This window comes from Afipia felis ATCC 53690 (genome assembly GCF_000314735.2).
Taxonomy (GTDB): domain Bacteria; phylum Pseudomonadota; class Alphaproteobacteria; order Rhizobiales; family Xanthobacteraceae; genus Afipia; species Afipia felis.
Genome location: NZ_KB375270.1, coordinates 2,521,920 through 2,545,349, shown reverse-complemented (window position 1 = coordinate 2,545,349; position 23,430 = coordinate 2,521,920). Strand labels below are relative to the sequence as shown.

Here is a 23,430-nt window from a genome sequence, read left to right as displayed (position 1 = left end):
GATGAAAGCGTTTACGTCGCCGCTCGATTTTCTTAATGCGATCGCCGCGATCGGAGCAACGCGACCGCGTAAGGGCATCCGCTATGGCCAGCGTCCGCGTCACCTTCTCGATGTCTATCAGCCCACTATACATGGACCTTCCCCTGTTATCGTCTTCTTCTATGGTGGAGGCTGGGAGGAAGGCGAGCGCGGCGACTATTTTTTTGTCGGGTCGGCGTTGGCGACGCGCGGCTTCACAGTCGTTATTCCCGATTATCGCGTCTTTCCGGAGGTCCGGTTCCCTGACTTTATTGATGACGCGGCTGAGGCGATGAGCTGGACCGTGGATCATATAATGGAATTCGGTGGCGATCCGCGTCGGCTTATCGTCATGGGTCATTCCGCCGGTGCCCACATCGCGGCGATGCTAGCATTTGACCGTAAAAGGCTTGCCAAAGTGGGACTTGTTGCAAGCCGCGATCTCAGCGCGATGATCGGCCTTGCCGGTCCCTACGACTTTCTTCCGTTGAATAGCACTACGCTGAAAGAAATTTTTGGACCGCAGCAAGGCTTGGCCGCTACGCAGCCAATAAACTACGTTGGAAGAGATGCGCCACCGACGTTTCTGGCAACGGGGCGGCGGGATAGACACGTCGATCCTGGCAATACGGTTCGGATGGCCGAAAGCATAAGACGTGTCGGAGGCGAAGCCGAGATCAAGCTGTACGATTATATCGATCACCGCATGCTGATCGGCGCCTTGGCGCGACCGTTGCGGTTCTTTGCGCCTGTTCTCGACGACGTCGTAGGCTTTGCTCTGAAAAACATCGATCCTCAATCGCTCCCCGATTCGACGGCGGTTCAGGGGAGTACCGCATGACGGCGACAATCATCTTTGTAGCGCTCGCGGCTTGCCTCCCGGCAACGATGACCGGAGCATGGCTTGTGGCGCTGCGGACTAGTCAGTCGGGCTGGATCGACGCGACCTGGTCCTTTGCAACCGGCTGTTTCGCCGCGGCAGCGGCTCTTGTTCCTCTTGCCGATAACCAAATCTCGGTCCGTCAAGTGCTCGTGGCGGCTCTCGCACTGGTCTGGTCACTGCGGCTTGGCATCCACATCGCTGTTCGCACCGCCCGCGGCGGCGACGACGACCCGCGCTACCGGCAGTTGCGCGAGGAATGGGGAGACGCATTCAAGGTTCGCCTGCTCTGGTTTCTGCAAATCCAGGCACTGGTGGGGCTGGCGCTGGCGCTGTCGATCGCGCTTGCAGCTCACAACCCCGCACCCGGGCTCAGATTCTCTGATTGGCTCGGTTTCGCCTTCTTGATCATGGCAGTTCTCGGCGAGACGATAGCCGACTGTCAGCTTTCCGCATTTCGTGCCGATCCGGTAAACAAAGGGAAGGTTTGCGACGTCGGGCTTTGGGGGGTGTCGCGTCATCCAAATTATTTTTTCGAATGGATAGGCTGGTTCGCCTACGCCATCATCGCAATCGATCTTTCAGGTGCCTACCCTTGGGGGTGGTTGTCTCTCGCCGGGCCATTTCTAATGTATTGGCTCCTCGTTCACGCCTCCGGTATTCCGCCCTTGGAAGCGCACATGCTGCGCTCGCGCGGCAAGGCATTTCGAGACTATCAACATCGCGTCAACGCATTCTGGCCAGGCCCGCAACACGCTGCCTATGCGAGTGACAATGGAGACATTCGATGAGCTTGATTGCCTCAGTTATCCGCGCCGCGGAACGCGTCCCGCTTCCCGACTCCCTGGCGCAGATGGGCATCGAACTCCTAGTCGGACGCACGCGACGAAAGCTTGCCACCGAGGGGCACGTGGCAGAGAGCGATTTCGTGCGCGCCATGGGCGAGTATCCGATAGCCGAATATGCCGACGCCGCCAACAAGCAGCATTATGAACTGCCGCCCGAGTTCTTCGCCCTCACGCTTGGTCCGCGTCGCAAATATTCGTGCTGCTTTTATCGGACGGGTGAGGAAACACTGGCTGACGCCGAGCGGATGTCGCTTGAAGAGACGGTCAGACACGCCGACCTTGCCGACGGGCAAACGATCTTGGAACTCGGTTGCGGCTGGGGATCGCTGACGCTTTTCATGGCCGAGCGTTTCCCTCGTTCAATCATCACCGCTGTCTCAAACTCAAGGCCACAGCGAGTTCATATCGAGGCTCAAGCGGCCGAACGCGGCCTCGCCAATGTGCGTATCGTAACGGCGGATATGAATGAATTCACGGCTGGCAGTCAGTACGACAGGATCGTCTCGGTTGAGATGTTCGAGCATATGTCCAACTGGAAGGGGCTGCTCGAACGTATCAGGATGTGGCTCGCTCCCGAGACGGGAAGGCTGTTCATTCACGTTTTCAGTCACAAGAACAGTCCCTATCGGTTCGATCACAGAAACGCAGCGGACTGGATCGCCCAGCACTTCTTCACGGGAGGAATTATGCCGAGCCACGGCCTGATCGGGCATTTCCCGGACTGCTTTGTGGTTGAACAGGACTGGCGCTGGAGCGGGATCCACTATCAGAAGACAGCGGTGGACTGGCTCGCGCGCTTCGATGAAAATCGCCGGGAGATAGATCGGATCCTCGGCGAGGTTTACGGTGCCGACGCCGCGCTCTGGCACCAGCGCTGGCGTCTCTTTTATCTGGCGACCGCCGGGCTGTTCGGACATGCCGGCGGCGAGGAATGGGGCGTAAGCCATTATCTCCTGCGTCCAGCCTGACGCCCAGTCCATCCATGAATCGTCTTCGACACATGTGGGATCGAATCGCGGCTTACGCCGCCCATGACGATCCCATGGTCGCCGCCTGCAACCTGATCGCGCTGGTGGTCGCATCCAATCAGCCGTTTTATCCGCTCTATGTCTATTGGACCGTCAGCGACCATGTCTGGCCGGCTGTCTTCACCTTCCTGTCGACGCCGCTTTTCCTGGCCGTGCCAGCCGTTGCCCGGCGATATTCCAAGATTGGCCGAGCGCTGCTCCCTATTGTTGGGATGGCCAACACGATCTTGAGCGCGAAGGTATTCGGCCCGGCGTCGGGCGTGGAGATTTTCTTGATCCCATGCGCCCTAATTGCCGCAACGTTCTTCCGCCCTTCCGAGCGGCTACTCGCCTTCATCTTGATTGGCGGGGCTATACTCATCTATTTCGGATTCAACGGTGCGTATGGAACCCCCCCCGTACACATTTATACCAGTTCCGAATACCAAGCATTTGTCAGGTTGAACGCCATGAGTGCCGGCACACTTTCCGTCTTCGTCGGGCTTATCGCGTCAGGCCTGATAAGCCAGATCAAGGCGCGGGCGTGAAGGCGCGCGTGATCAGAAAACCTGCCGTTGCTGCAACAGCGGTCAGACACGTTCCCCAGCACAGGTCGGCGATGGTCACCGCTACCGGCCAATTTTTCAATGTCGCCTGGTTGGTCAGGTCATAGGTCGCATAGGCAAAAAGCCCGAGGAGCGCGCCGTAGGATATTGCTGTCGTCCACCTCCCGCTGGCCAAAGCAGGCGCGACGGCAAACAAGACGATTCCGGCGATGTAGATGAGATAGAACAGTGCTGCTGGCGCCAGTCTGAAGCCGTCGACCAACATATCACCCATTAGCGGTCGGTAAAGCCGTTGCGCGGCCACGGTCAGCCAGATCGCATCAATGGCAAGAAACACCAAACCGGTCGCGATGTAGGCAATGCCATAAGTTTTCAAAGGTTGGCCTTTCTTTGCCCGAGATTACTCCTGTTACGCCCTTGCGGGATCATCAGATCACACGGTGCTGCGCGTTACGATGGTCTCACGAAAGCGGCCCCCACACGGTATGTGATCCGAACAGGGAAGGCCTGCGTATAGCGAAGATAGAAGCGCAAACCTTCAGGAGTCTATGTCGTGATAATGCGCGCAGCAGCGTTCTCTATCCTTTATCTTATAGGGTGCACCGCATTGGCCGCCCAGGAACGCAGCCCTGACGGGGTGTGGTTGCGCGATGACGGGAATGCTCGCGTCAGGATCGCACCGTGCGGATCCAAGATTTGCGCAACCAATCTTTGGATCAAAGATGCGAGCAAGGGCGAGAAGGTCGGCGATCGATTGGTGATGTCGCTGGATCGCAAGTCCGAAACGAAGCTTGCAGGCACCGCCTACGACCCTAAACGCGATATAAGCTATGCATTAACGGTGATTGTCGGTCGCAATAGCTTGATCACGCACGGGTGCATATTGGGCGGACTGCTTTGCCGGAACGTAAATTGGGCACAGGTAAATTGAATTTAGCCGAATGGATTTTTCCATGCATTTCTGGCCAACGGGCGCAAAATAGCTGCTGTTTGACCCCAACTAACCTCTGAGGCGAGATGTTACTTTGTTTGGAGCACAATCGGAATGGCCCATGAACCGACCACGAGCTACGAGAAATTTCCAAATTTAGAGCAGAAGACAATACTCATTGTTGAGGATGAGGTTCTGCTCCGTATTCCTGTTGCGGAATTCCTGCGAGCAGGTGGATTTGAAGTGCTTGAAGCCGCGAACGCTGATGAAGCCATAATACTTTTAAATTCCGGGGTGAACTGCGATCTCGTTCTGAGCGATTTTCAAATGCCTGGGACAATGGATGGAGTGGCACTCGCTCGACGTCTAAAGATTGAACGACCGGGGTTGCCGGTGGTCCTCTCTTCAAGTGATACCACTATTGCACGTGCAGCCGAGGCGGTAGCATTCATTGCGAAACCTTACTCACTATCCGACTTGAATCGGCTCACCAACGAGCTCCTTGGATTGCATCATGGAAAGAGTTCGAATGAATGACAATACGAAGGTGCGCTCACCAAGCGCAGCTTATCAAACTTGATTTCATAGTTCTCTTTTCGACCAACCCAAGCCTTCCGAAGCACTCATCGGAACGTGCGCGTAAACGAGGGCTTAGGATTCCTGGGTCATTCAAAATATAGCCAAGATCACAATTAAGCGCCGACTTAGTGCTGCTCACCAACATGTCATTGCCTGACATTCAAAATTTGTGCGATCGGCACGTCGATCTCATAACGGTAGCGTTAAATTCAGTATTTGCTTTGCTCTGCTGGTCACGCGCCAAATTCGACAACTTTCGGCAATCGGGCCTACGTGCATAAAGATTTCAAGGCGATCATGGATTGCACTTCGGGCACTGACCAGGATCAGCGCTGGTACGCCCGTCGGGTCGAGGGCGCCTTTCGCTGAAATCGCAGGCAACGCAGCCGAATAGATGATGGCGAGCCATCAAGCTCGGTGCGCCGCACCATTCACAGGGCAAACCGGATTCAACATCAATCAGTCCGTAGCCTGGCATAGCACAACTCGGACAGCGCGTGGCCAGACGGTCGCAAAGAGAGATAGCCAGACGACGGAGCGTCACCATCCGCGTCGGATTCATATGTGCGCGCATGTCTGTCTGCACGAGCGCGCGTTTGTCGTCCGAGCGAGCTGCTGCCGACGCAATCGCGTTGGCCAACGCCTCGACGGTGCGCAATCCCTTGTGGATCATGACCTCGCTGCCATCAGTCTGATGAGGTCGCACGATCAGGGCATGATTTGGAAATCGTATTCGATTCAGAAACGAGTTGATATTGCCTATCTCAGCCGTAATCACGTGGTCGTAAGCCGGGGCATCGTCAATTAGGTGTTCGCACACGACAATTCCTAGGTCATCGTCGACGATAGCTATAAGTTCTATCCCACCAGCGATAAAGGGAATGTGCGGATGGGGGCCATAGCTTCCCTCGCTGGCGATGCCGATAGATATACCTACCGCCGCCATTCCAAGACGAGCTTTAGCGATTGCAGTCTCGCGGATGGTTCCGAATCGCGCAATTTCGCCTGTGAAAGTGCCAAGTGCGTCGGTGTCGAGCCCCATTGCCGTTTCGACTCGAAGGCCGAGCCGTTTTCGGAACGCTGGCGAGATGGCAGCCTCTTTGCCGTGCATCGTCGCAAGCACGCCGCGGCGGCCAGAATACGGACTAGACGTAAACTCGCTCGTTGGAGCCTGATGATTAGCTTTGCTCAAAGATAGCCTCCCTCATCTGCGTTTGAGCAACCCGCTATTGCTGATCAATTTTCGGCACGCTTAGGATTTGAGGTTACCTACTTTTGGAAAGACAGCGGTCCGCGAACCTGTGACAAGAAGGTACGACCCTTCCATCATTGGATGATTGCTTCTCCGAAGCGCAATTCCGTTCAGCTGTCAGCTTCCGATAGGCTTGAACGCGAAGGTAGCTAGATTCGACGACGAGTCTCGCCTTTTAGCCGATAACGCCGGCTCATACTGCCATGGGATGTCGTTCATCTTTGTTGGTGGCAATCGCCTGCCAGCGCAGACCGCCAATATACCGCCAAGCCATGAAGCCATTGTCATCGAGAGCTATCAAATGAAGCCATTTATTGTCGAATAGGGCTCTCACTTGATCATGACGCTTCAGGATCGCGCTCATCGCGTCCCGAGGTGCTTCAAGAAGTACGGTCAAGCGAACAGGATCGTGCACGTAATGCTTGCCGTCATGAACTGACTGCCAAGGAAGTCCCGCCCGCAAAAGTCCGCCATTCCCCTCCAAGACGCCGATCCCGCCGGTGACGTTGTGAAGAAGTTTATTGCCGCCACCAAACAGTTCTGGGGCAACCGTAGATCCATAATATTGAAGGCTGATCCAACTTGCTACCACGACCGGCGCTGTCATGATCAATTCGAGGATGCTGAATTCCTCGTCCAGCCGCCAATCATAGTCATGAAGAAAAACGCGGCCTTTGAGGTCTCGGCCGACAGTTTGACGGCGCGGTGCTGCGATAAACGCATCACAGCCGGCCAACCCCCACTCCGGACGAATTTCGGACCAGTCGCGAGAGCGACTCACGATCTCATTCGGCCCGGTAGCTCTTGGCAACCTTAAGGCGCGCTCAGTCCGCGCCTGCTGCCCCGCGACTTTAAGCCAAGCCTTTGCCGTTACGATTTTCTCTCTATGAGTCGAAGATGGATGATCCGCTTCATACACGGTCACTCTGTCCGTAGTCGTGTCATGCAACGCGCCGACAAACAGCGTGTCGTCCGGAATATTGATCCCACGCTCTACCAGACCTAGGCGTACCTCGGGATCGTTGAGCAGCCCGGCGAGCAACCGTGCGTTGACATCACCAGAGTAGCCGCCGCATGCACCGCAGTGGAGCGCGCTTGCATGTGGATTGTTGATGACATTAGCGCCGTGTCCAGCGACAAGAATGAGCGGTGCAAACCGCTCAATAAGGCACATCGCCTTGAGGACGCTCTCTGCTATGCTGATGCGCGCGTCGAGAGGTAGCGCCGGATCAAATCGCGGAGGCGGATCGTTTGGGACCTCGTTTTTGGACAAGCCGAGGCCGTCATGTATCAGTTTGCTTGCATAAATGGGTCCAGTCGCTTCGACGAACGCAAAAGAGGAAATTGCTGCAAGCTTGAATCTACCCCAAGCACGCTTCGCACGAGCAACAACTCTGGCGGTTTGGTCTCGGTTGCCGTTATCGTGTGAATGACCGCCAGAGCATGTGTGTATTTTGGGATACAGCAATACCGGCAGATGAGCTTCGGGCACATCGGAGGCAAAACGCTTATGCGAAATGCCGAGACCAAAAAAGCCAGCAAACCCGAGGGTTTCGATGCATGGATCAGTGCTTTCAAGCGCCCGGCGAAATACCTCTGAGCGCACGTCTATGCAAAAAGCCATCTGCATTGCCGGGCGTGACGATACATTTGTCAGTGCAGGGACTGCGAGGGTTTTGGCTAAGCGCCGTTGCAACGAGCGCTCAGTCGCCTCCTGCAGGATCATATTGATCGCGTCGTCCAGTGTGGGTTCGATTGACGATGCATAAGCGCAAAGCGCCTCTTCCCATTGGTCGGCGATCTTTGAACCATATTGTTCAAACAACGCGCTTTCCCACATCATACGGATAGCCAATAGTTCGGCTATTGTGTCGTCCGAGCTGCCCGAGAGTTCAGCCTTCCAAAGTCTGTAGCGGGCGTACTGTGCCCAGCCACCCAGGCTCAGAAGCAGCCGGTGGAAGTACATCTCTAGCGCGCCCTCACTCAACCCCAACCTTTTGACCACTTGGATCACAACGTCATTTTGGTGCTCGGGCGCCTGCGCGATATGAGCGGCAAATCCTGACAAACCAAGTATCTCCGGCGTTAGGTCATTCGTCGCGACCGCGCGCCAAGCAGCGTAGGCGCTTCGACTCTGCGGTGCAGCCCAGAGTGCGTGGCCGGCGTCGAAATAGCTGGCAGCCCAGTGACCAAAGCGCTCCGACAAAATTCCCGGCCAATCAATGCTTGAAGCTTTGGCTGCAAAATCCGCAATGGTTGGAAGCGGGGGCAAAGCCGGTGTTTGCTCCTCTGCTTTGGACTTAACGGAAGCGAGAGTTTCGGTTGGGGCTAGTTCCCTTGCCGCCCCAAGAGCCCCCTCTATATCTTCGTCGGAAATTTCACCAGTGTGAATACGGTCTGCGTACCATGCGCGCGACATTGTCAGAGCAATCCCAGCAGCTCTTCTGAGGCGAACTGCAGCGATGGCTAACGGTTCCTCGGTTTGTCCCAAGAAAGGATTTACCGCTACACTGGATGTTAGCGGCCAAAGAGGTGGAATGGCGCGAGCCGCTTGTTTCGCAGCGGCTAGAATAACATCCGATTCCAGAGTTGCGGGTTCAGGCGTAATCATCAGCATTGATTTGTTCCTGGCTGTATTTTTTTCAAGACGGCTTACGGACGGACCATCCGCCAAGCATCCGGTCGAGTGTTGCGTTGATGTAAAGGCCGTTCGAAAGATGAACCCGCAGACCGGCTGCAGCAGGGTGATTAGACCAAAGCGGGAAAAGTGCTTGAGCAACCGCTACCGTCCCAAACGAGATGATCGCGAGAATCATCAGTGTCCACTCTAGGCGGCCTGGTGTAGGCGTTGTAGGCAGCGCGCCAGCGGTCAGCCGCTCTGCCAGCGTTTGCAGGGCGAAGTAGCCGAACGCTGCGGCCAGCGAGTAGACCGCAGTCATACGGGTCAAAACACGCGGAGCGGCATCGGCCATTCCCTGTGCCAATAGATAAGCTACGCCGAAAATTAGGATGGCGCCCAGTGCTAGAGATTGCGGTGATTTGTGATCAAAGCCGAAAATGGTGCCAAACGCCGCGCCGATCGCGGCATAAATCGTAAGCGCCGCAATAAAGGCCCAGCCGACTGCAGCGCCGTCAGGTATCGCAACCGGTCCTGGTCGCCGGATGGCCGCTACTTGATCAACGGCGCCGCCAGAAGAGAGGAAGGCGTGCGCTTTGTAGAGTGAATGCGCGACTATGTGCAGCAACGCTAATGGGAAGAGTCCCAGCCCGCATTGAAGCGTCATGAACCCCATTTGCGCCACCGTCGACCAAGCAAGCGAAGTTTTGACTGAAGGCTGCGTCAACATCACAAGTGCGCCGAAAAGTGCGGTGAAGCCACCTAGGATAGCCAGGACGGCCAAGATTCCAGGCGAGAGCAACATCACATCGGCGAACCGGACGAGCAGAAATCCGCCGCCATTTATGACGCCGGCATGCAGCAATGCGGAGACCGGTGTTGGCGCTTCCATGACTTCGGTCAGCCAACCATGCGTGGGGAATTGCGCCGACTTCAACAATGCCGCAATCGCAATAAGAATGGTCGCGGAAACTGCCAGCAAGGGCGCATTGCCATTCCTGGCGGCTGCATTGATCGCAGCGATGTCGGTTGTGCCAAAGGCGAGCGCCAGCATAACAGCTGCCGTGATGAGGCTCACGGCGCCAATCCGCGTAAAAAACAGTTTCTTTCGTGCTGCGCGCTGCGCGGCGATCCGGCTGGGATAAAATAACAACAAACGATGAAGGCACAGGCTGGTCGCTATCCATGCCACGACAAGCTGGGAAAGATTGCCAGCCTGCACGAGAAGAAGCACGGCCGCCAGAGCTGTGGTTAGCCAACCGGTGAAGGTGCTCTGGCGCTGCTCACCGTCCAGATATGTGCGCGAATAACGCACCACGATCCAGCCGACGAAAGCGACAAGTGCAAGCATCGTCACGCTAACGGCATCGAGACGCGTCGATAGACCGATCCCGGCCGTGCCAAAAAGGTTACTTTCGCCAGCGCCAAGGAAGACAAGCGTAACGATCGACGCCAAGGCCACTGCCAGCGCCAAAAGCGCAGCAATTTCGGCAAGGGTTGCCACTAAGCGAGAGTGCTGTTCCGAGAGCAAAAACGAAAGGGCGGCGGAAATAATAAGGACGAAGGGAGCAATCAACGAGAAGGCGTAAGGCGACACGAATAAACTCCAAATTGGGTTTCATCGCCCAGCTGATACTCGGATGCAGATTAGGAAGAAAATGCATTGTTTGCGCACTTTCGTTCGCTATAATGAAACGAAATGAGCACGCTCAATTACAACCATTTGCGATATTTCTGGGCCGTTGCCCATGATGGGAACCTCACGCGCACGGCCGAGACATTGAACGTCACCCAGTCGGCTTTATCGGTTCAAATCCGTAAACTTGAAGCCCGTTTAGGTCATCCTTTATTCGACCGAAGGGGTCGGCAACTACACCTGACGGAAGCGGGACGGATCGCGCTCGATCATGCCGATGCGATCTTCTCGGCCGGAGACGAACTAGTTGGCACCTTGCGCAACACGAGGGGTGCGCGGCGAGTACTTAGAGTTGGCGCCTTAGCGACACTTTCTCGCAATTTCCAAATGGCTTTCTTGAAACCGTTATTTGGACGCGCCGACGTTGAACTGGTACTGCGCTCAGGTAGCGCTAGCGAGCTTTTGCAGTCGCTTGAGGAACTAAGTCTCGATGTTGTTCTCATTAACCAGGCACCGTCTCGCGATGCCTTGACGCGCTTTGTCGCTCACCGCCTCGCCGAACAACCTGTTAGCTTGATCGGCACGAGAGCTCGACTTGGCATAAAGAAGGAGGATTTAGTCCAGCGGCTAGGGTCTCACCCGATCATCTTGCCAACAACCGATAGCAGCGTGAAGATTGGCTTTGATGCTCTTGTCGATCGGCTGGGCATTCGCCCGCAAATCGTTGCGGAAGTGGAGGACATGGCGATGATGCGCTTGCTAGCACGCCAAGACATCGGGCTTGCCGTCCTGCCGTCGATCGTTGTTAAAGATGAATTGGACTCTGGCGCCCTTGTCGAGGCGAACAGACTGCCAGGCATAACTGAGAATTTCTATGCCGTTACGATGAAAAGAAAATTCCCAAATCCGCTCCTGCGTCCATTATTGACTCACGATCTTTTAATTTAATGAAGAGCTGTTCATGCGAGTTAGCGCGTAGATTTTGATATTCTGCGTGATCTTTGGCTTTTCCTAGCAGTGACTCCGCATGAGTCTTTAGCGTGTCTATATAAAATACGTCGGTAGTCTAGAACTCTCGGCTCAGGTCCTTAAAAATCCAGAGATCGTCAGAAGGTCTTTATCGCCGCGGCCACATAAATTCACAACCATCAAATGCTCTCTTTGTCTTTGCGGCGCGAGGGTCAGGACCCTCGCCAAGGCATGTGCAGGTTCAAGAGCTGGAATAATACCTTCTAGCTCTGCGCAGAGACAAAGCGCTGACACCGCTTCTTCGTCCGTTGCAGAAATGTACATTACACGTCCGATAGCATCCAACCACGCATGTTCTGGCCCTACACCTGGATAATCGAGACCTGCTGAGATTGAATGTACATTCTCAATCTGGCCATTGTCGTCCATCAGTAAACGCGTCCGGTTTCCATGAAGCACTCCGGGCTGCCCTTTGGCGATGGACGCCGCATGCATCCCACTTGTGAGCCCATTACCGGCGGCTTCAACGCCATACATTTCAACCGTAGGCTCATCAAGAAAAGGATGAAACAAGCCAATCGCATTGGAACCGCCACCAATACATGCAATCAAGGAATTGGGAAGGCGACCTTCAGATACCAGCATTTGAGAACGCGTTTCTCGTCCGATGACGCACTGAAAATCTCTAACCATCATGGGATATGGATGAGGCCCAGCCACAGTGCCGATGCAGTAAAAAGTATCGTCAACATTAGTCACCCAATCACGCAATGCCTCATTCATCGCGTCTTTCAGAGTTTTTGATCCCGCTTCAACCGGCCTGACATCTGCACCGAGTATCTTCATCCGTAGAACGTTGGTTTGCTGCCTTTCAACGTCTAAAGATCCCATGTAGATTACGCATTGGAGACCAAAACGAGCGCATAACGTAGCGGTCGCTACGCCATGCATACCAGCTCCAGTTTCAGCGATAATTCGTTTTTTCCCCATGCGCCGGGCGATCAAGATCTGACCGAGCACGTTGTTGACCTTGTGCGCACCGGTGTGGTTCAGCTCGTCGCGTTTAAAGTATATTTTCGCGCCCTTGCAGTGGTCTGTCAGACGCTCGGCGAAGTACAGCGGGCTGGGTCGGCCTACATAGTTTTGGAGATAGAAATCCATCTCGCTTTGGAATTGATGGCACTCGCGCGCTTCTATGTACGCGCTCTCCAGCTGGAGGATAAGCGGCATCAATGTTTCAGGTACGTAGCGTCCACCAAACAAGCCAAAGTGGCCGCGCTCATCGGGTCCGGAGCGCAAGGATTCGGTTCGCTTAATCCTCATTCACTTTAACCCAGACGAGGGTTGCGCACGATCTTGCTGGCTCTCTGCATGTTTTACTTGCAAAAAAAAATTTACTCGCCGCGAAGGTGGTTTCGCGCATACACGCGAAGGATCTGCATAAGTTCGGAAAATGTAAAATAGCTGTCGTGGTGGTATGAGATCATTTGGTTGCCATAGCCAAGAACTCGTGCCTTGTGCTCGCGTTGTCCCGGAAGCAGCCAAGCATGCAGCTCGTGATCATTTCCGAACCGACTTTGTGAACCCCACGGCTAGACATGCAATGATGCGTAGCCTTGATCACAACTCCTACGCCTTGAGGCTTCAATACTTCCTGGATGGTTGAGGCGATCTCGGAGGTCAGTCGTTCTTGTATTTGAAGCCGCTTAGCATAGGCTTCGACGACGCGCGCAAGCTTTGAAAGTCCAACAACGCGGCCATTCGGCACATATGCAACCCACGCCTTTCCAACGATCGGCGCCAGATGATGCTCACAGTGGCTTTCGAATGCGATACCCCGGAGAACCACCATCCCCTCGTAGCCACCCGTCTCGTCGAATGTCTTATTCAAAATTTGAATGGGATCTTGGCCGTAACCTTCAAAGTACTCGCGAAACGCTCGGGCAGCTCTTGAAGGCGTTTCTACTAATCCGGGTCTGCACGGGTCATCTCCTGCCCAACGTATGATAGTACGAAAAGCGGACTCGACTTCCTCCCGAGAAGGTGTGGCAATTTCGTTAGACGAAGGCAGTGTACTAATTGTCAAGCTTTTCGACTCCGTTGCGTCGCCCCTAAAATCGATAAAATCCCCGGTCGGATGGCTCGCCAACCAGGGAGCATACTTTGCGTCAGCTTGCAGCGGGGGCGGCTGCAATATAGACGCAGCAAATAATACGATGGCGTGGTTGGGTTAGATCACCGAAAGCGGCAGAAATTTGCTCACGCTAACTCGCAGTGGAGTGCATACTAGCTGCAGTCAGATTAATGGGGCGCCGTTCTGTTGCATAACATGCCCGCATGTCCTGAAAATAAAAGAAACAATCGGCACGCGCCTGAGCGAACATCTGGTGACGACAAACTGAAGCGCCCTGTCGATCGTTTCGCACTGGCAAATGTTACAGCGGCATGAAAACCACATATCATTGCGCGAAGATAAGCCGATTCTCCTCAAGCGCCACGTGATACGGACGTAGCGCCGACAACGGCTTCCCACTTCTGCGAGGGTGGAAGTCTTGTCGCTGCATTAAAAAAATTCAGGCAGACGAGTGATCGCCTTTGCGATCCGCCGCGCTTCGTCGGACGTGAGCGACCGATGATAGAACGGCACATTTTCAGATCATCACGACACGGCACAATAGCGAGCGGGATGTTGTTTGCATCCGTCACCATGAACGTATGGGGTTCGGCCTTTCCAGCTTCCACGGCGGGGAAAACGACGTTTTGGTCCACTTGACTCCATGAGAACAAAATAGGAACATGGTCCGCAAGAGGTCAATACGGAACATCCTCATGTCGGCACAACCGGAGCCTGCTCCCCAGGCGGAATCGGATCGATTGGACGCGGCTGCCGATCAGGCGATAGCCGCTTGTGGCGGCGATCTTCGCAGCGCAATACGCTCGCTAATCCTCGCAAACGAATATCTGGAATGGGAAATGGAGCAGAACGTCTCGCGCGGGTTTTTGCGCGGCGTGAAGCACGGGCGGTTCAATTGCTATTCGGGGTAAACTATCTTCTCCAATATGATTGATCAGCCGCAGTTAAGAAGGCTATCGAAAAGCTTCATGCTGTTCAGATGACCTTTAGCGATGAGTCTGCTGAAAGTCGGCTAGTTAACGCGAAAGGGTAGAAATGCAAGATATTCGGCTCTTCATCGACAAACTCCACGCTGATGCCGAAGCCTGCGAGACTATTGGTGAAACGGCGTCGAACGAAGGGAAGCGTAAGATCTTCAGTGCGCTTGCCGAGACGTATCGCAAGCTAGCCAACGAAATGGAGCGGATCGCTGCTGCTCATGCCGTCCTCGACGAGGAGCGGGAAAAGAATCTGCTTGGGGTACTTGGCGGCAATACCAGCACTGCTGACAGTCTCGCGGAGATAGCCAAAGTGCTGAGTTCGGCAACGCCGAAGCCGTAGCCCTCGGAACTAGCTGACTATCTCATCGTTATACGGCAATCTATCGTACCTATGAGGGTTGCTGTGAAAAACGGAAGTTGGAGTGACGACGATTTGCGCACCTTGCGTTTGTATGCTGAGCAAGGACGGTCCATTTATCGAATAGCAGCGGCGCTGAATCGAACTGCCTCCGGGGTTCGATCGATGGCTCAGCGGCATGGCATTTCCATTCGCAGTGGCCAAGAGGCGAGCCGAGCATTGAAAGCGGCAAATGTTGAAGCGAGTAATTCGTCCCCACCGAGATAAACCGAGCAGTTCACCGTGAGCACTATCAGCCTGCGCGAGGAGCGGGTCTTCTGGCAAGAAGCATATCATGGGCGGACTTTCGACTTCCGATCGCAGTTAAATTTTACGCGGTTTGATGACTGCGTCTTTGTTGATTGCATCTTGCTACTAGACGAAGGCACGGAACAGTTAGCGTTCACGAATTGCATGTTCAAAGACTGCAACATCGATAAAATCGAAGAAAATGTAATTCGGGGCATCCTCTCCGAAAACAATACGTTTGATCGACCCATTGCATTACGCAAAGCAGATTTCGATAAGAGGCTAGCCAAGGCGCTGCAAAGTAGGATACGTAAGTAAAGGCATATGGAACAACGACTCCATGGCGGTCATGAAAGCCCATGAACGAGTGATCGCAATCAGCGTTTTCGAAGCCCTAGATAAAGCTCATCTAGTTCCGGGCGATGCTAATCTAACAAAAGCAGGTGCGCTGGCGCTTCCCGAGCACGGCACGTTAGGCGATCTCTTTAGGGAGAACACCTTCGTGGCTATTCGAAACCTTCGGCAGTCGATAGACGAAGGGGAGGATCATGAGAGATTGGAGGCCCTTTATGCTGCTGCACTCGCAGCGGCCTGCCTCTGGGCCGAAGCGCGCTCCGAGTCAGATTAGAAGACTGCTCGCAAAGGCCTTGATTACTAAGAGCTAAAGCCCGCGCCATCGTCTGAGCCTGCGCTCCATTTCGCGAGCTTGCTCCATTGTTGAGACTTCGCGTATCAGACGAGAAATCCGCCAACTTTCCATGTCGCCGTTCTTGATCGCGTCTTGTCGCAATTGATACGCCATATCCTTCAGGCGACGTTTAACCAACTCCGGGTCGTACATCTGTCCCATCGGGCACCTCCATGGTGGTCGGAGTGAACCCCCGTTTTTAGGCAGATTTCCATGACCGCTAGTTTCGTAGTTAACGTTGCGTAAACAGTCTTCTGAAGATGCGATAGAAAAATCCTGCCGTCTGGCAAGCACCTAAGGGAGGGCGCGGCGTGTTATCCAAAATCAATGACTAGGGCTTTTTCTGGTCTTAATGGGGAGCAGCTTGATTGCAGAAGGATGCCTCCTTATGACGCGGGAAGATACAGACTTCTGGTTTGTTTACCTCACGGCCAGCTCTTCGCTTTTGGCCCTGACGTGGCTCTTGACCTGATGGCAAGCCCGGATCGTAATCAATTTGGCAGCCCCGCCGCGCCACAATAATTTTCGTTCCCGCATATTAATAAACGTATGTTAATGGCGATCTTAGCTTAACGGCCCATATTCGATTCATCACCGCACGGCTCGTGGCATCTATCGGTGATGAGACCGCCAGTTGCGCTCCCGTCCAACTCCAACAAGGAGGGGAGCGGCTCATGTTCTCATTCGAAAACTCAGACAAAATAGAGCGCATCTTCTTGATGCTGGCCGCATTAGGAACGATCAGTCTTTTCGGCGTTATTGCCTATAGCCTGCTGTTTTTATCGTGATGGCCTTAAGTGCAGAACATATTTCTGATCGCGATCTTTGCAGGGCTATTGCTGCTTATTGCCGCGCTCGCGATGCTTGCGCATTGAAATAGAAAACCCCGCCGGAGCGGGGTTAAAGAACAAAATCCGCGTGTAAGGCTCTTCAAGTTCCTTATCCGCACTCCTCAGCCGCCGCATCAGGCCGGTAAGGTCAGGAACCGTACCGGCCATGCACAGGCTCACCTGTTGGGGCGGCTATCAATGCCGAGGCCACGCTCGAGGCTGGCAATCCTGGATTCTAGATCCCTCATCCAATCCTCCGCCGGGATTATCCTCGGCACCCCGAATTTGATTTCGGAGCCGAGTACGGCCTCTTTCAGCCGTCGAAGCCGCTGAAGTTCAAAAGCTTGTGGTACACTTCCGAACATAGCGACCTCCATCAAGCCGCGGCGAGGACGCGAGATACAGACCGACGCCGGAACGGTTTTCCTCCAGGAGGTCGAGGTCGGTGATCAAGGCTTGAGAGGGCTTTGAGGATTTCATCGATCGTCACCGGTTGCCGCTGCCCGGGGACTGCCCTGAGCGAAGGGCACGATTTTACGGCTGCTGCATCCGAAGCCCAAGACGCCAAGATGGCTCGCTTCTCTGCGACGGTAAGCCCTTCTTGGGCGAGAACATCTCGTGGATGGTCGTAAACCAATCCAGGATGAAAGATACCGTTGAGGTCGAAAACATCGTCATCGTTGAATCTCGTACGGACAGTCATGTCGTCCTCCTCTTTCTCCTTTCGTTTCGGACGGCAAACGAAGCGGTTCGGTACCCGAACCGCTTCGAGGAAGGTCAGGCGGCCTTCGATTCGATCTGGTGAACGTTCGAAGAGCCCGCGTTGATTTCGATTTTGCGCGGCTTCATCGCCTCCGGAACCTCTCGGAACAGATCGATACGCAGAATGCCATTTTCAAACGAGGCACCTTTCACCTCGACGTGGTCAGCAAGGCTGAACTGCCGCCGGAACGCCCGCGCGGATATTCCATGATAAAGGAATTCGCGCTTTTCTTCGTTCTTGCGGCCCTCGATCGTGACGACATTCTGCTCGGCAGTAATGGTGACGTCGCTCGGCGCGAAGCCAGCCAGCGCCAGAGAAATCTGGTACTGATTGTCACCGACGCGCTCGATGTTGTACGGGGGATAGCTTTCCTCGCTGTTGCGTTGCGCCGCATCAACGAGGTCGATCAATCGGTCGAAGCCAATTGATGACCGCCAGAGAGGCGTAAAATCAAAAGTCCTCATAGCCAAATCCTCCACAGAGCAAGTTGGATACGACCAGGACACCGGACACCACCGGCGCCCGCCTCGCGGAACCCATCAGGCGCTCCGCACCACTCATAGTGGCGATGAAAAAAATAGAAAGGACGCCCTTCTCGTCAAGAGGAGCTTTAAAAATTTTTGGGTAGATGAATTTCAGCCGCCGCATCCGAAACTCGATCCAGTCCCCGGCCGGCTCCCACCACCATTCGATCTGAGAAAAAGGGCGCGGATGTCATAGCCGAAGTCGCGGAATGAAGGCCCTGCGTCAGGTCCTCCATGCCACCGCGTCGCGAGCGTGCGAAAAGTGGTTCAGCGGGCCGGGATGACCTGCTTACTGCAACTAAATTATCATGCGCGCATTATCCGGCGCTTGTGCCGGGTGCCAACCGGCCACAACAGAGACGGTGGACGCGGCCATTTTGCCGGTTTCTGGCTGCGACAACAACGTATTGGTACGCGCTGACATCTGACCTGTTCTCGGTACAAGCACTCCATCCATCAATTCTAACGAGGTGCGCGCCATGTCAAAAACCAAAACTCTAAACGATCTGTTTCACGATACGCTCAAGGATATCTATTTTGCGGAAAAGAAGATCATGAGTGCTCTTCCCAAGATGGCAAAGGCGGCTCAGAGCGAAGAACTGCGAGCGGCTTTCGAAAAGCATCTGGAAGAAACCGAAGGCCAAGTCGAGCGGCTTGATGCCGTGTTCGAGGAAATCGGCCAAACGCCCCGCGGGAAAACTTGCGATGCTATTATGGGTATTTTGGACGAGGGCAAAGAGATTATGTCTGAGTACAAAGGAGCGCCCGCTCTTGATGCTGGTCTTCTTGCTGCCGCCCAAGCTGTCGAGCACTACGAAATTTCACGCTATGGCACTCTGATTACTTGGGCTGACGAGCTTGGCCTCGCCAATGCCAGCAAGCTTTTAAAAGAGACTTTGGCAGAGGAGAAGAAAACGGATCAAACGCTTACAGGTCTCGCAAAGACTGTGGTGAATTCTGAAGCAGAAGCTGCTTAAGAAAGCGAGGCCCAAATCCACGGGCCTCGCTTCTTTCATTGCAAACAGTCTCAATCACATTGAGAAGAATGATTAGGCTCATCGGTAGTTGTATTGCCTTTCCCGAAAGATGCGGTGCTAAGAAAAAAAGCTACGGCACACACGCGTTTCGCGAAAACCGCAAAGTTTGGCCTTGGCGAAGGAACATAGTGAGGAAGCGAAAAGAAAGCACTAAGAGCAAATTGCCGCTTGAAACCTTCATGGCGTCTCCGGCTTTTGATCTTGGAAAGCTGAGCATGAGCACTGAATGGCGCGATACTATTTTGACATACGAGAAGCAGACACTCTAATGCCTGACGAAGAAGGCATGGAATTTCCCAGTCTTGAAGCCGTGCAGCGCAAAGCTGTGCCCACGTTGGGCGACCTTGCTAAGAGCATGACCTTTGAGATAGGCGAGCCCGGGCCGCAAAAAGCTGCCATAGAAGTCCGAGACGACAATGGACCCGGGCTTAAAATCGATTTCTCAGTTTCTTGGAATGTGTTTCGAAAGAATTAGGTCGACCTATGATCCTGCCTGTGTCGCCCGAGCCATCAATTAAGGCTCACAGGACGTGGTTGTACCAGGCTAGCGATATTGAGGTAGTTGCTTACTGGAAGCTTGATCCTACCGTAGCGCAATTTCCAGTGGAATAATCCGTGCTCTAAGTTAGCTGTTGTATTGGGGACTTAGAACAAGAAAGCTGATGATCGCGAGGCGTAAAACATAAACGCTGGATTATCTTTTAAGAGGATCAGCACTTCTGACTGATGATACTTGATCCATTCTATAATCAGTTCGCACAACCCTTTGATCTGGTTGTGCGATATTTTCCGACCGTTCTTCGACAAAGATAAACTGATTATAGAAAGGCCATTTGCGTATTTTTTATCATCAAGCAGGCCAGTAATGTCCGCTTTGCACCAATAGTAGATACTCTGCGAGTTGAAGGATTCTTCCCTATAGGCTTATCGGTGCTGAACGTTTGGACGATTGAGTCAGGGGCAGACCCTCGACGACGAGTCGTTGCTACCGCAGCGGCGAAACTGGTCACACGTGAACTGTCTGCGCCAATTCGAGATAGCGGCAAAAGGCGTTAGCCAATTGCATCTGACGCGGCGTTTTGCATTCGGCCTCGAAGAGCGCCGGAGACGCTACCATGATAGCAAGGCATTTCGCACGAGAGATTGCAACGTTTAGCCGGTTCGAGCTGTAGAGAAATTCCATGCCGCGTGGCGCATCGGCATAGGTGGACGTTGCCAATGAATAGATCGCGATTGCAGCTTCTTGTCCTTGGAATTTATCGACAGTGCCGACATGCGCATCAGGAATGAGCTGCTGAATCTCGAATACTTGCGCGTTGTAAGGCGCAATAATGATGATGTCATCGAGCGCCAGTGCTTTTGTATCGCCTTTACGATCCGTCCAAGTTGCATCTGACGAGAGCAGTGATGCGACGATTCGTCCAACGGCCTCAGCTTCTTCTACCGAACTAGATTGATTGCCCGTATGGACAACTGGCACGTAGCGCAGACCTGTACCGGTGAAAGGCCCGCTGGAGATGACATTCTGGCCACCACACTGGGGAACAGATTCCAGCTTACTGTCATAAAACAGTTCAGAGTTATACGCCGTGATGGCTGGGTGCATCCGCCAGGTCTCTTCCAGAAAGAGTCCCTGTACCGGATCAATTGTTTGACGACCTGCTAGAACATGATTGAGAGCCGAGACTCCAGTTCCATCAGGATGCGAGCCTTGCATAGGCTGATCCAACTGCTGCGGGTCACCCAAAAGAATGAGCTGAGGAGCCGCTTGGGAAACCGCGAGAACGTTGGCGAGCGACATTTGCGCAGCCTCATCGACAAATAGAACATCGACAAGATTCGCAGCATCCTCGCGCGCCCAAAAAAACGATGTCCCGCCTAATACCTGTACCTCGCCGGACCCGATCGCGGCGATTGTCTTGGCGTTGTCCGTATAGACTCGTACATGATCACCGTCCGGCTCTTTCGAAGAAAGCTTTTGCCCGGCCTTGACGTTCTGTCCGCTGGCGAGCGCTATTTCGACAGCCTTATCGATCAGGTTGCGAATAACCTTATGGCTATTTGCCGTGATGCCGACACGCTTTCCATCTTTAATAAACCGGCAAATCATATGCGCGCCTGTGAAGGATTTTCCAGTTCCGGGCGGTCCTTGCACCGCCAAGACACCGTCGGAAAGAGCTGGAGCGATCCGCAACGCATTTTCCAGGACTGTCTTTCCCTGAACATGTAATGCGGCGCCGCCAAGCTGTGGCGGCAATCGGAGCAGAAGATCACGGGCCGCCTGATACTGCCCCACACCTTGGATGCCATTGTCGGCGACATAGCTTCCAAGCCGAAAGAGCGAGGCTTGCTGCTCCTTAGTAGGAATATGTGTATGTTCGAATACGGCCTCCGGATGGATATCGGCTGTCGCCTTCGACTTCTTGATGTCTACTGTGAGGTCATCCTGGGCGATGGCGATCACGGAGCCGAACTTATCGCCTCCGCACATACGCAAGTCCGCTTCACCACGGATATCGGTGTCCTGCGGGATGAACCGGTACCGATCAGTCGGAATGCCTTGTTTGCTACGATCCACGGTATTCAGAAACGTAAGCCCGCCTAAACCCGCTTTTTCATTAAGTAATTCTTCCACCGTGAGCGCCGCCAACCGGAAGTATTCCCACCAAACGGCTTTTTCTTCCCGGCGGTGCCAATCTAGGGAATGGGCCAATATCCATCGACCGTGCTGTTCGGCTGTCCGTTCGACCGGATCAACTGGCACGTCATGAACCAGGCGCGCGATCAATGCATTAATCTGAGCTTCTTGCTCCGCGACATCATCGCTAGGTCCGTCGCTGCCCGGCGCTGGCCTGTCAATCACAGCCCCATCCGCAATCGCCTGTGTGCGGCATTCTTCAAGCCATTCACGTAAGGCGGAGGTGGAGCGACAATCGTCTTGATTGTAGGCGGCGACCGATTTGCGCGTCACTTCATCGATCGATTGCGCGTCGCCAAGTTCCAGACCTGCTTGAATTGCGGCAAGGGCCACATTGGCGTCTTGAAGCGGCATGGCGCGCTCAAAACTATAAAAGGGCTCAAGCTTCTTAATCGAGTAGCTTTCGACGCTCGCTCTGATGGCATTTCTCACGACGGCATAAAGATCGACCATCACTTTGCCGCGCAGGAGATTATCCACCTCGGCTTGGCGCGTGGCATACCGCCCCATAATGCGCTTGAGGGCGGCAGGCTCATAAGGCGCATAGTGGTAAACATGCATATCGGGAAATTCAGCGCACCGAGCAGTGATGAAATCCATGAAGGATTCGAACACTTTTTTTTCTGATGCACGGTCAAATGCCCATTGCGCCTCGTAGTGATCTTCACCAGAGCTATCTCGATAATGGTAGCCGAACAGGTATTCAAAGCCGCCTTCACCAATAAATGGATCGCCCTCGATGTCGAAGAACACATCACCCGCTGACGAAGGCGGCAAGAGGCACAATCCTGTTCCGGGAACGACATCAAGTAATTCATAACGCAGGCCACCCCCTTCACGGGCTTCAACCTGGATGCGCGCCTGTTCGCGCACCTTGATGTAGCTTGCCGCTGCGCCGCGTTTAGGTTTCCATGCCAGCGGTACGGTCATTTCCGAAAGCGCCTTGACGGTCGATATGCCGTTGGCCCTTAGTTCGTTCATCTGCAAAGTATTGACATTGGCCACTAGGCACAGATGATCATCGGCGCGGCGGCGTGCATCGCACTGTGGCTCCCACCGGCACACGTCACAATGCGCTCTGGGATGCGGATAGTCGATCGATGTGTATTTATCTCCCGCATCAACGGCAGCTTGCGCGGCACACTGGGCTTTTCGAAAGAAAGCCATGTAATCGGCGACACGGAATTGTTGCGGCTGAAAGTCCGACCAGGGAGCGACGACGTATACGTATTCTGGCTCAACGCCCTGCATGGCGGTCAGGAGCTGAGCATAAAGGCACAGCTGCAATACGGTGCCGCCCTTGGTTTCTCGAGCCAACTTTGTATCAATAATCTCGTAGGACCATGCCCCCAAAGAACTCGGTTTTTCGACCCGCCGCAGAATATCGGCCCGACCAACCCAGTTTCCATCGCGCAGTGCAGCCTGAACAATAATTGGAGGCCCTGCCTGCATAGCTTTTCGCGTGCGGGCGACGGCATCATCCGTAACATCGACACCATCGATCAGAAGCGGCTCAAAGCCGCTTGCGCGAAGATGGTCGAGGAAGGCCTGCTCATGCTTTTGTCCGCGTTCCCGCAAGATATCGAGTAGTGGATCCCAGCGAGCGGGTTTGGCCAACGCTCCCTGCGCAACCTGGAGATCCACGCCAGTCAGATGAGCGCAGTACAAGTTACCCACCAGATCGTGAGCGCTGAGTACAATCGTGGTGCCAGTCTTTTGCATATTTGACGCCTAACCCATACCGTTTAAGCCGTTGCCGCTTCGCCGCCTTAAGCAGATGAACCGGGCTATCGGTCCTTTTTAGATGATCACGCCGCTCGAAGGGCG

25 protein-coding genes are annotated in these 23,430 nt (G+C 54.2%); 13 read left to right on the top strand and 12 right to left on the bottom strand.

Translation table 11 applies throughout. From position 1 onward, the window contains the following. Position 1: 1 nt before the first annotated feature. The 4 genes from HMPREF9697_RS12065 to HMPREF9697_RS12050 are packed head-to-tail and all read left to right on the top strand — an operon-like array spanning position 2 to position 3,301. Positions 2-859, top strand: a complete 858-nt coding sequence (locus HMPREF9697_RS12065; protein WP_002717503.1) for an alpha/beta hydrolase — start codon at positions 2-4, stop codon at positions 857-859. Beyond that, on the top strand, positions 856-1,689 hold the full coding sequence (locus tag HMPREF9697_RS12060; RefSeq protein WP_002717502.1) for a DUF1295 domain-containing protein: 834 nt from the start codon (positions 856-858) through the stop codon (positions 1,687-1,689). The genes HMPREF9697_RS12065 and HMPREF9697_RS12060 overlap by 4 nt, the downstream gene beginning before the upstream one ends. Next, positions 1,686-2,714, top strand: a complete 1,029-nt coding sequence (locus HMPREF9697_RS12055; RefSeq protein ID WP_002717501.1) for an SAM-dependent methyltransferase — start codon at positions 1,686-1,688, stop codon at positions 2,712-2,714. Before HMPREF9697_RS12060 ends, HMPREF9697_RS12055 begins: the two co-directional genes overlap by 4 nt. Positions 2,715-2,728: 14 nt before the next feature. Beyond that, positions 2,729-3,301, top strand: coding sequence for a hypothetical protein (locus tag HMPREF9697_RS12050; RefSeq protein ID WP_040307931.1), 573 nt, complete (start codon positions 2,729-2,731; stop codon positions 3,299-3,301). Here the strand turns inward: HMPREF9697_RS12050 and HMPREF9697_RS12045 are convergent. Beyond that, positions 3,285-3,695, bottom strand: a complete 411-nt coding sequence (locus tag HMPREF9697_RS12045; protein WP_002717499.1) for a DUF2177 family protein — start codon at positions 3,693-3,695, stop codon at positions 3,285-3,287. The two genes, HMPREF9697_RS12050 and HMPREF9697_RS12045, sit on opposite strands and share 17 nt — an antisense overlap. A 183-nt stretch (positions 3,696-3,878) precedes the next feature. On the opposite strand from HMPREF9697_RS12045, the gene HMPREF9697_RS12040 reads away from it, so the two are divergent. After that, entirely contained in the window at positions 3,879-4,250 is a 372-nt protein-coding gene (locus HMPREF9697_RS12040; protein ID WP_040307930.1) for a DUF2147 domain-containing protein, read from the top strand. A gap of 114 nt (positions 4,251-4,364) precedes the next feature. Next, positions 4,365-4,787 (top strand): response regulator, encoded by a 423-nt coding sequence (locus tag HMPREF9697_RS12035; protein ID WP_002717497.1) that lies wholly within the window; start codon positions 4,365-4,367, stop codon positions 4,785-4,787. A gap of 337 nt (positions 4,788-5,124) precedes the next feature. Here HMPREF9697_RS12035 and HMPREF9697_RS12030 read toward each other — a convergent pair whose 3' ends face one another. The 3 genes from HMPREF9697_RS12030 to HMPREF9697_RS12020 form a co-directional block, all read right to left on the bottom strand. After that, positions 5,125-6,021, bottom strand: a complete 897-nt coding sequence (locus tag HMPREF9697_RS12030) for a DUF6671 family protein (protein ID WP_002717496.1) — start codon at positions 6,019-6,021, stop codon at positions 5,125-5,127. A 253-nt stretch (positions 6,022-6,274) separates the two neighbouring features. Beyond that, positions 6,275-8,698, bottom strand: coding sequence for a YbcC family protein (locus tag HMPREF9697_RS12025; RefSeq protein WP_002717495.1), 2,424 nt, complete (start codon positions 8,696-8,698; stop codon positions 6,275-6,277). 25 nt (positions 8,699-8,723) lie between these two features. After that, on the bottom strand, positions 8,724-10,295 hold the full coding sequence (locus HMPREF9697_RS12020; RefSeq protein WP_002717494.1) for a proton-conducting transporter transmembrane domain-containing protein: 1,572 nt from the start codon (positions 10,293-10,295) through the stop codon (positions 8,724-8,726). 102 nt (positions 10,296-10,397) lie between these two features. Here HMPREF9697_RS12020 and HMPREF9697_RS12015 point away from each other — a divergent pair, with 102 nt between their 5' ends. After that, the gene (locus HMPREF9697_RS12015; RefSeq protein ID WP_002717493.1) at positions 10,398-11,282 is read left to right on the top strand and encodes a LysR family transcriptional regulator; all 885 of its coding nucleotides are present in this window, start codon (positions 10,398-10,400) and stop codon (positions 11,280-11,282) included. 132 nt (positions 11,283-11,414) lie between these two features. On the opposite strand, the gene trpB is transcribed toward HMPREF9697_RS12015, so the two are convergent. Next, positions 11,415-12,626, bottom strand: a complete 1,212-nt coding sequence (gene trpB, locus HMPREF9697_RS12010) for a tryptophan synthase subunit beta (RefSeq protein ID WP_002717492.1) — start codon at positions 12,624-12,626, stop codon at positions 11,415-11,417. Positions 12,627-12,786: 160 nt separating this feature from the next. Then, positions 12,787-13,389 carry a GTP cyclohydrolase I FolE gene (folE, locus tag HMPREF9697_RS12005; RefSeq protein ID WP_051053986.1) on the bottom strand — a complete coding sequence of 201 codons (603 nt, stop codon included), beginning with the start codon at positions 13,387-13,389 and terminating at the stop codon, positions 12,787-12,789. Between the two features lie 743 nt (positions 13,390-14,132). Between folE and HMPREF9697_RS12000 the strand changes: the two genes are divergently transcribed. The 4 genes from HMPREF9697_RS12000 to HMPREF9697_RS11985 all read left to right on the top strand — a co-directional run bounded on the left by HMPREF9697_RS12000 (position 14,133) and on the right by HMPREF9697_RS11985 (position 15,691). Continuing rightward, the gene (locus HMPREF9697_RS12000) at positions 14,133-14,348 is read left to right on the top strand and encodes a hypothetical protein (RefSeq protein ID WP_002717490.1); all 216 of its coding nucleotides are present in this window, start codon (positions 14,133-14,135) and stop codon (positions 14,346-14,348) included. 124 nt (positions 14,349-14,472) lie between these two features. After that, positions 14,473-14,757 carry a hypothetical protein gene (locus tag HMPREF9697_RS11995; RefSeq protein WP_002717489.1) on the top strand — a complete coding sequence of 95 codons (285 nt, stop codon included), beginning with the start codon at positions 14,473-14,475 and terminating at the stop codon, positions 14,755-14,757. A gap of 300 nt (positions 14,758-15,057) precedes the next feature. Beyond that, entirely contained in the window at positions 15,058-15,381 is a 324-nt protein-coding gene (locus HMPREF9697_RS11990) for a hypothetical protein (protein ID WP_040307929.1), read from the top strand. A gap of 22 nt (positions 15,382-15,403) precedes the next feature. Further along, positions 15,404-15,691, top strand: a complete 288-nt coding sequence (locus tag HMPREF9697_RS11985) for a hypothetical protein (protein WP_002717488.1) — start codon at positions 15,404-15,406, stop codon at positions 15,689-15,691. A gap of 33 nt (positions 15,692-15,724) precedes the next feature. Here HMPREF9697_RS11985 and HMPREF9697_RS11980 read toward each other — a convergent pair whose 3' ends face one another. The 5 genes from HMPREF9697_RS11980 to HMPREF9697_RS11960 all read right to left on the bottom strand — a co-directional run bounded on the left by HMPREF9697_RS11980 (position 15,725) and on the right by HMPREF9697_RS11960 (position 17,992). After that, positions 15,725-15,913 (bottom strand): hypothetical protein, encoded by a 189-nt coding sequence (locus tag HMPREF9697_RS11980; protein ID WP_002717487.1) that lies wholly within the window; start codon positions 15,911-15,913, stop codon positions 15,725-15,727. 671 nt (positions 15,914-16,584) lie between these two features. After that, on the bottom strand, positions 16,585-16,749 hold the full coding sequence (locus HMPREF9697_RS20950; RefSeq protein WP_002717485.1) for a hypothetical protein: 165 nt from the start codon (positions 16,747-16,749) through the stop codon (positions 16,585-16,587). A 208-nt stretch (positions 16,750-16,957) separates the two neighbouring features. After that, a complete protein-coding gene (locus tag HMPREF9697_RS21490; RefSeq protein ID WP_081602541.1) occupies positions 16,958-17,284 on the bottom strand; it encodes a hypothetical protein in 327 nt (108 codons plus the stop codon). A gap of 74 nt (positions 17,285-17,358) precedes the next feature. Next, the gene (locus tag HMPREF9697_RS11965; protein ID WP_002717483.1) at positions 17,359-17,808 is read right to left on the bottom strand and encodes an Hsp20 family protein; all 450 of its coding nucleotides are present in this window, start codon (positions 17,806-17,808) and stop codon (positions 17,359-17,361) included. Next, positions 17,795-17,992 carry a hypothetical protein gene (locus HMPREF9697_RS11960; RefSeq protein WP_002717482.1) on the bottom strand — a complete coding sequence of 66 codons (198 nt, stop codon included), beginning with the start codon at positions 17,990-17,992 and terminating at the stop codon, positions 17,795-17,797. The genes HMPREF9697_RS11965 and HMPREF9697_RS11960 overlap by 14 nt, the downstream gene beginning before the upstream one ends. A gap of 355 nt (positions 17,993-18,347) precedes the next feature. Between HMPREF9697_RS11960 and HMPREF9697_RS11955 the strand changes: the two genes are divergently transcribed. Both HMPREF9697_RS11955 and HMPREF9697_RS11950 read left to right on the top strand, forming a co-directional pair. Next, complete coding sequence (locus HMPREF9697_RS11955) at positions 18,348-18,845, top strand: YciE/YciF ferroxidase family protein (RefSeq protein ID WP_002717481.1); 498 nt, start codon at positions 18,348-18,350, stop codon at positions 18,843-18,845. 286 nt (positions 18,846-19,131) lie between these two features. Continuing rightward, positions 19,132-19,380: a DUF6894 family protein gene (locus tag HMPREF9697_RS11950; protein ID WP_002717480.1), complete on the top strand. Its 249-nt coding sequence runs from the start codon at positions 19,132-19,134 to the stop codon at positions 19,378-19,380. Between the two features lie 531 nt (positions 19,381-19,911). Here HMPREF9697_RS11950 and HMPREF9697_RS11945 read toward each other — a convergent pair. Then, positions 19,912-23,325, bottom strand: coding sequence for a TM0106 family RecB-like putative nuclease (locus HMPREF9697_RS11945; protein ID WP_002717479.1), 3,414 nt, complete (start codon positions 23,323-23,325; stop codon positions 19,912-19,914). Positions 23,326-23,430 lie beyond the last annotated feature (105 nt).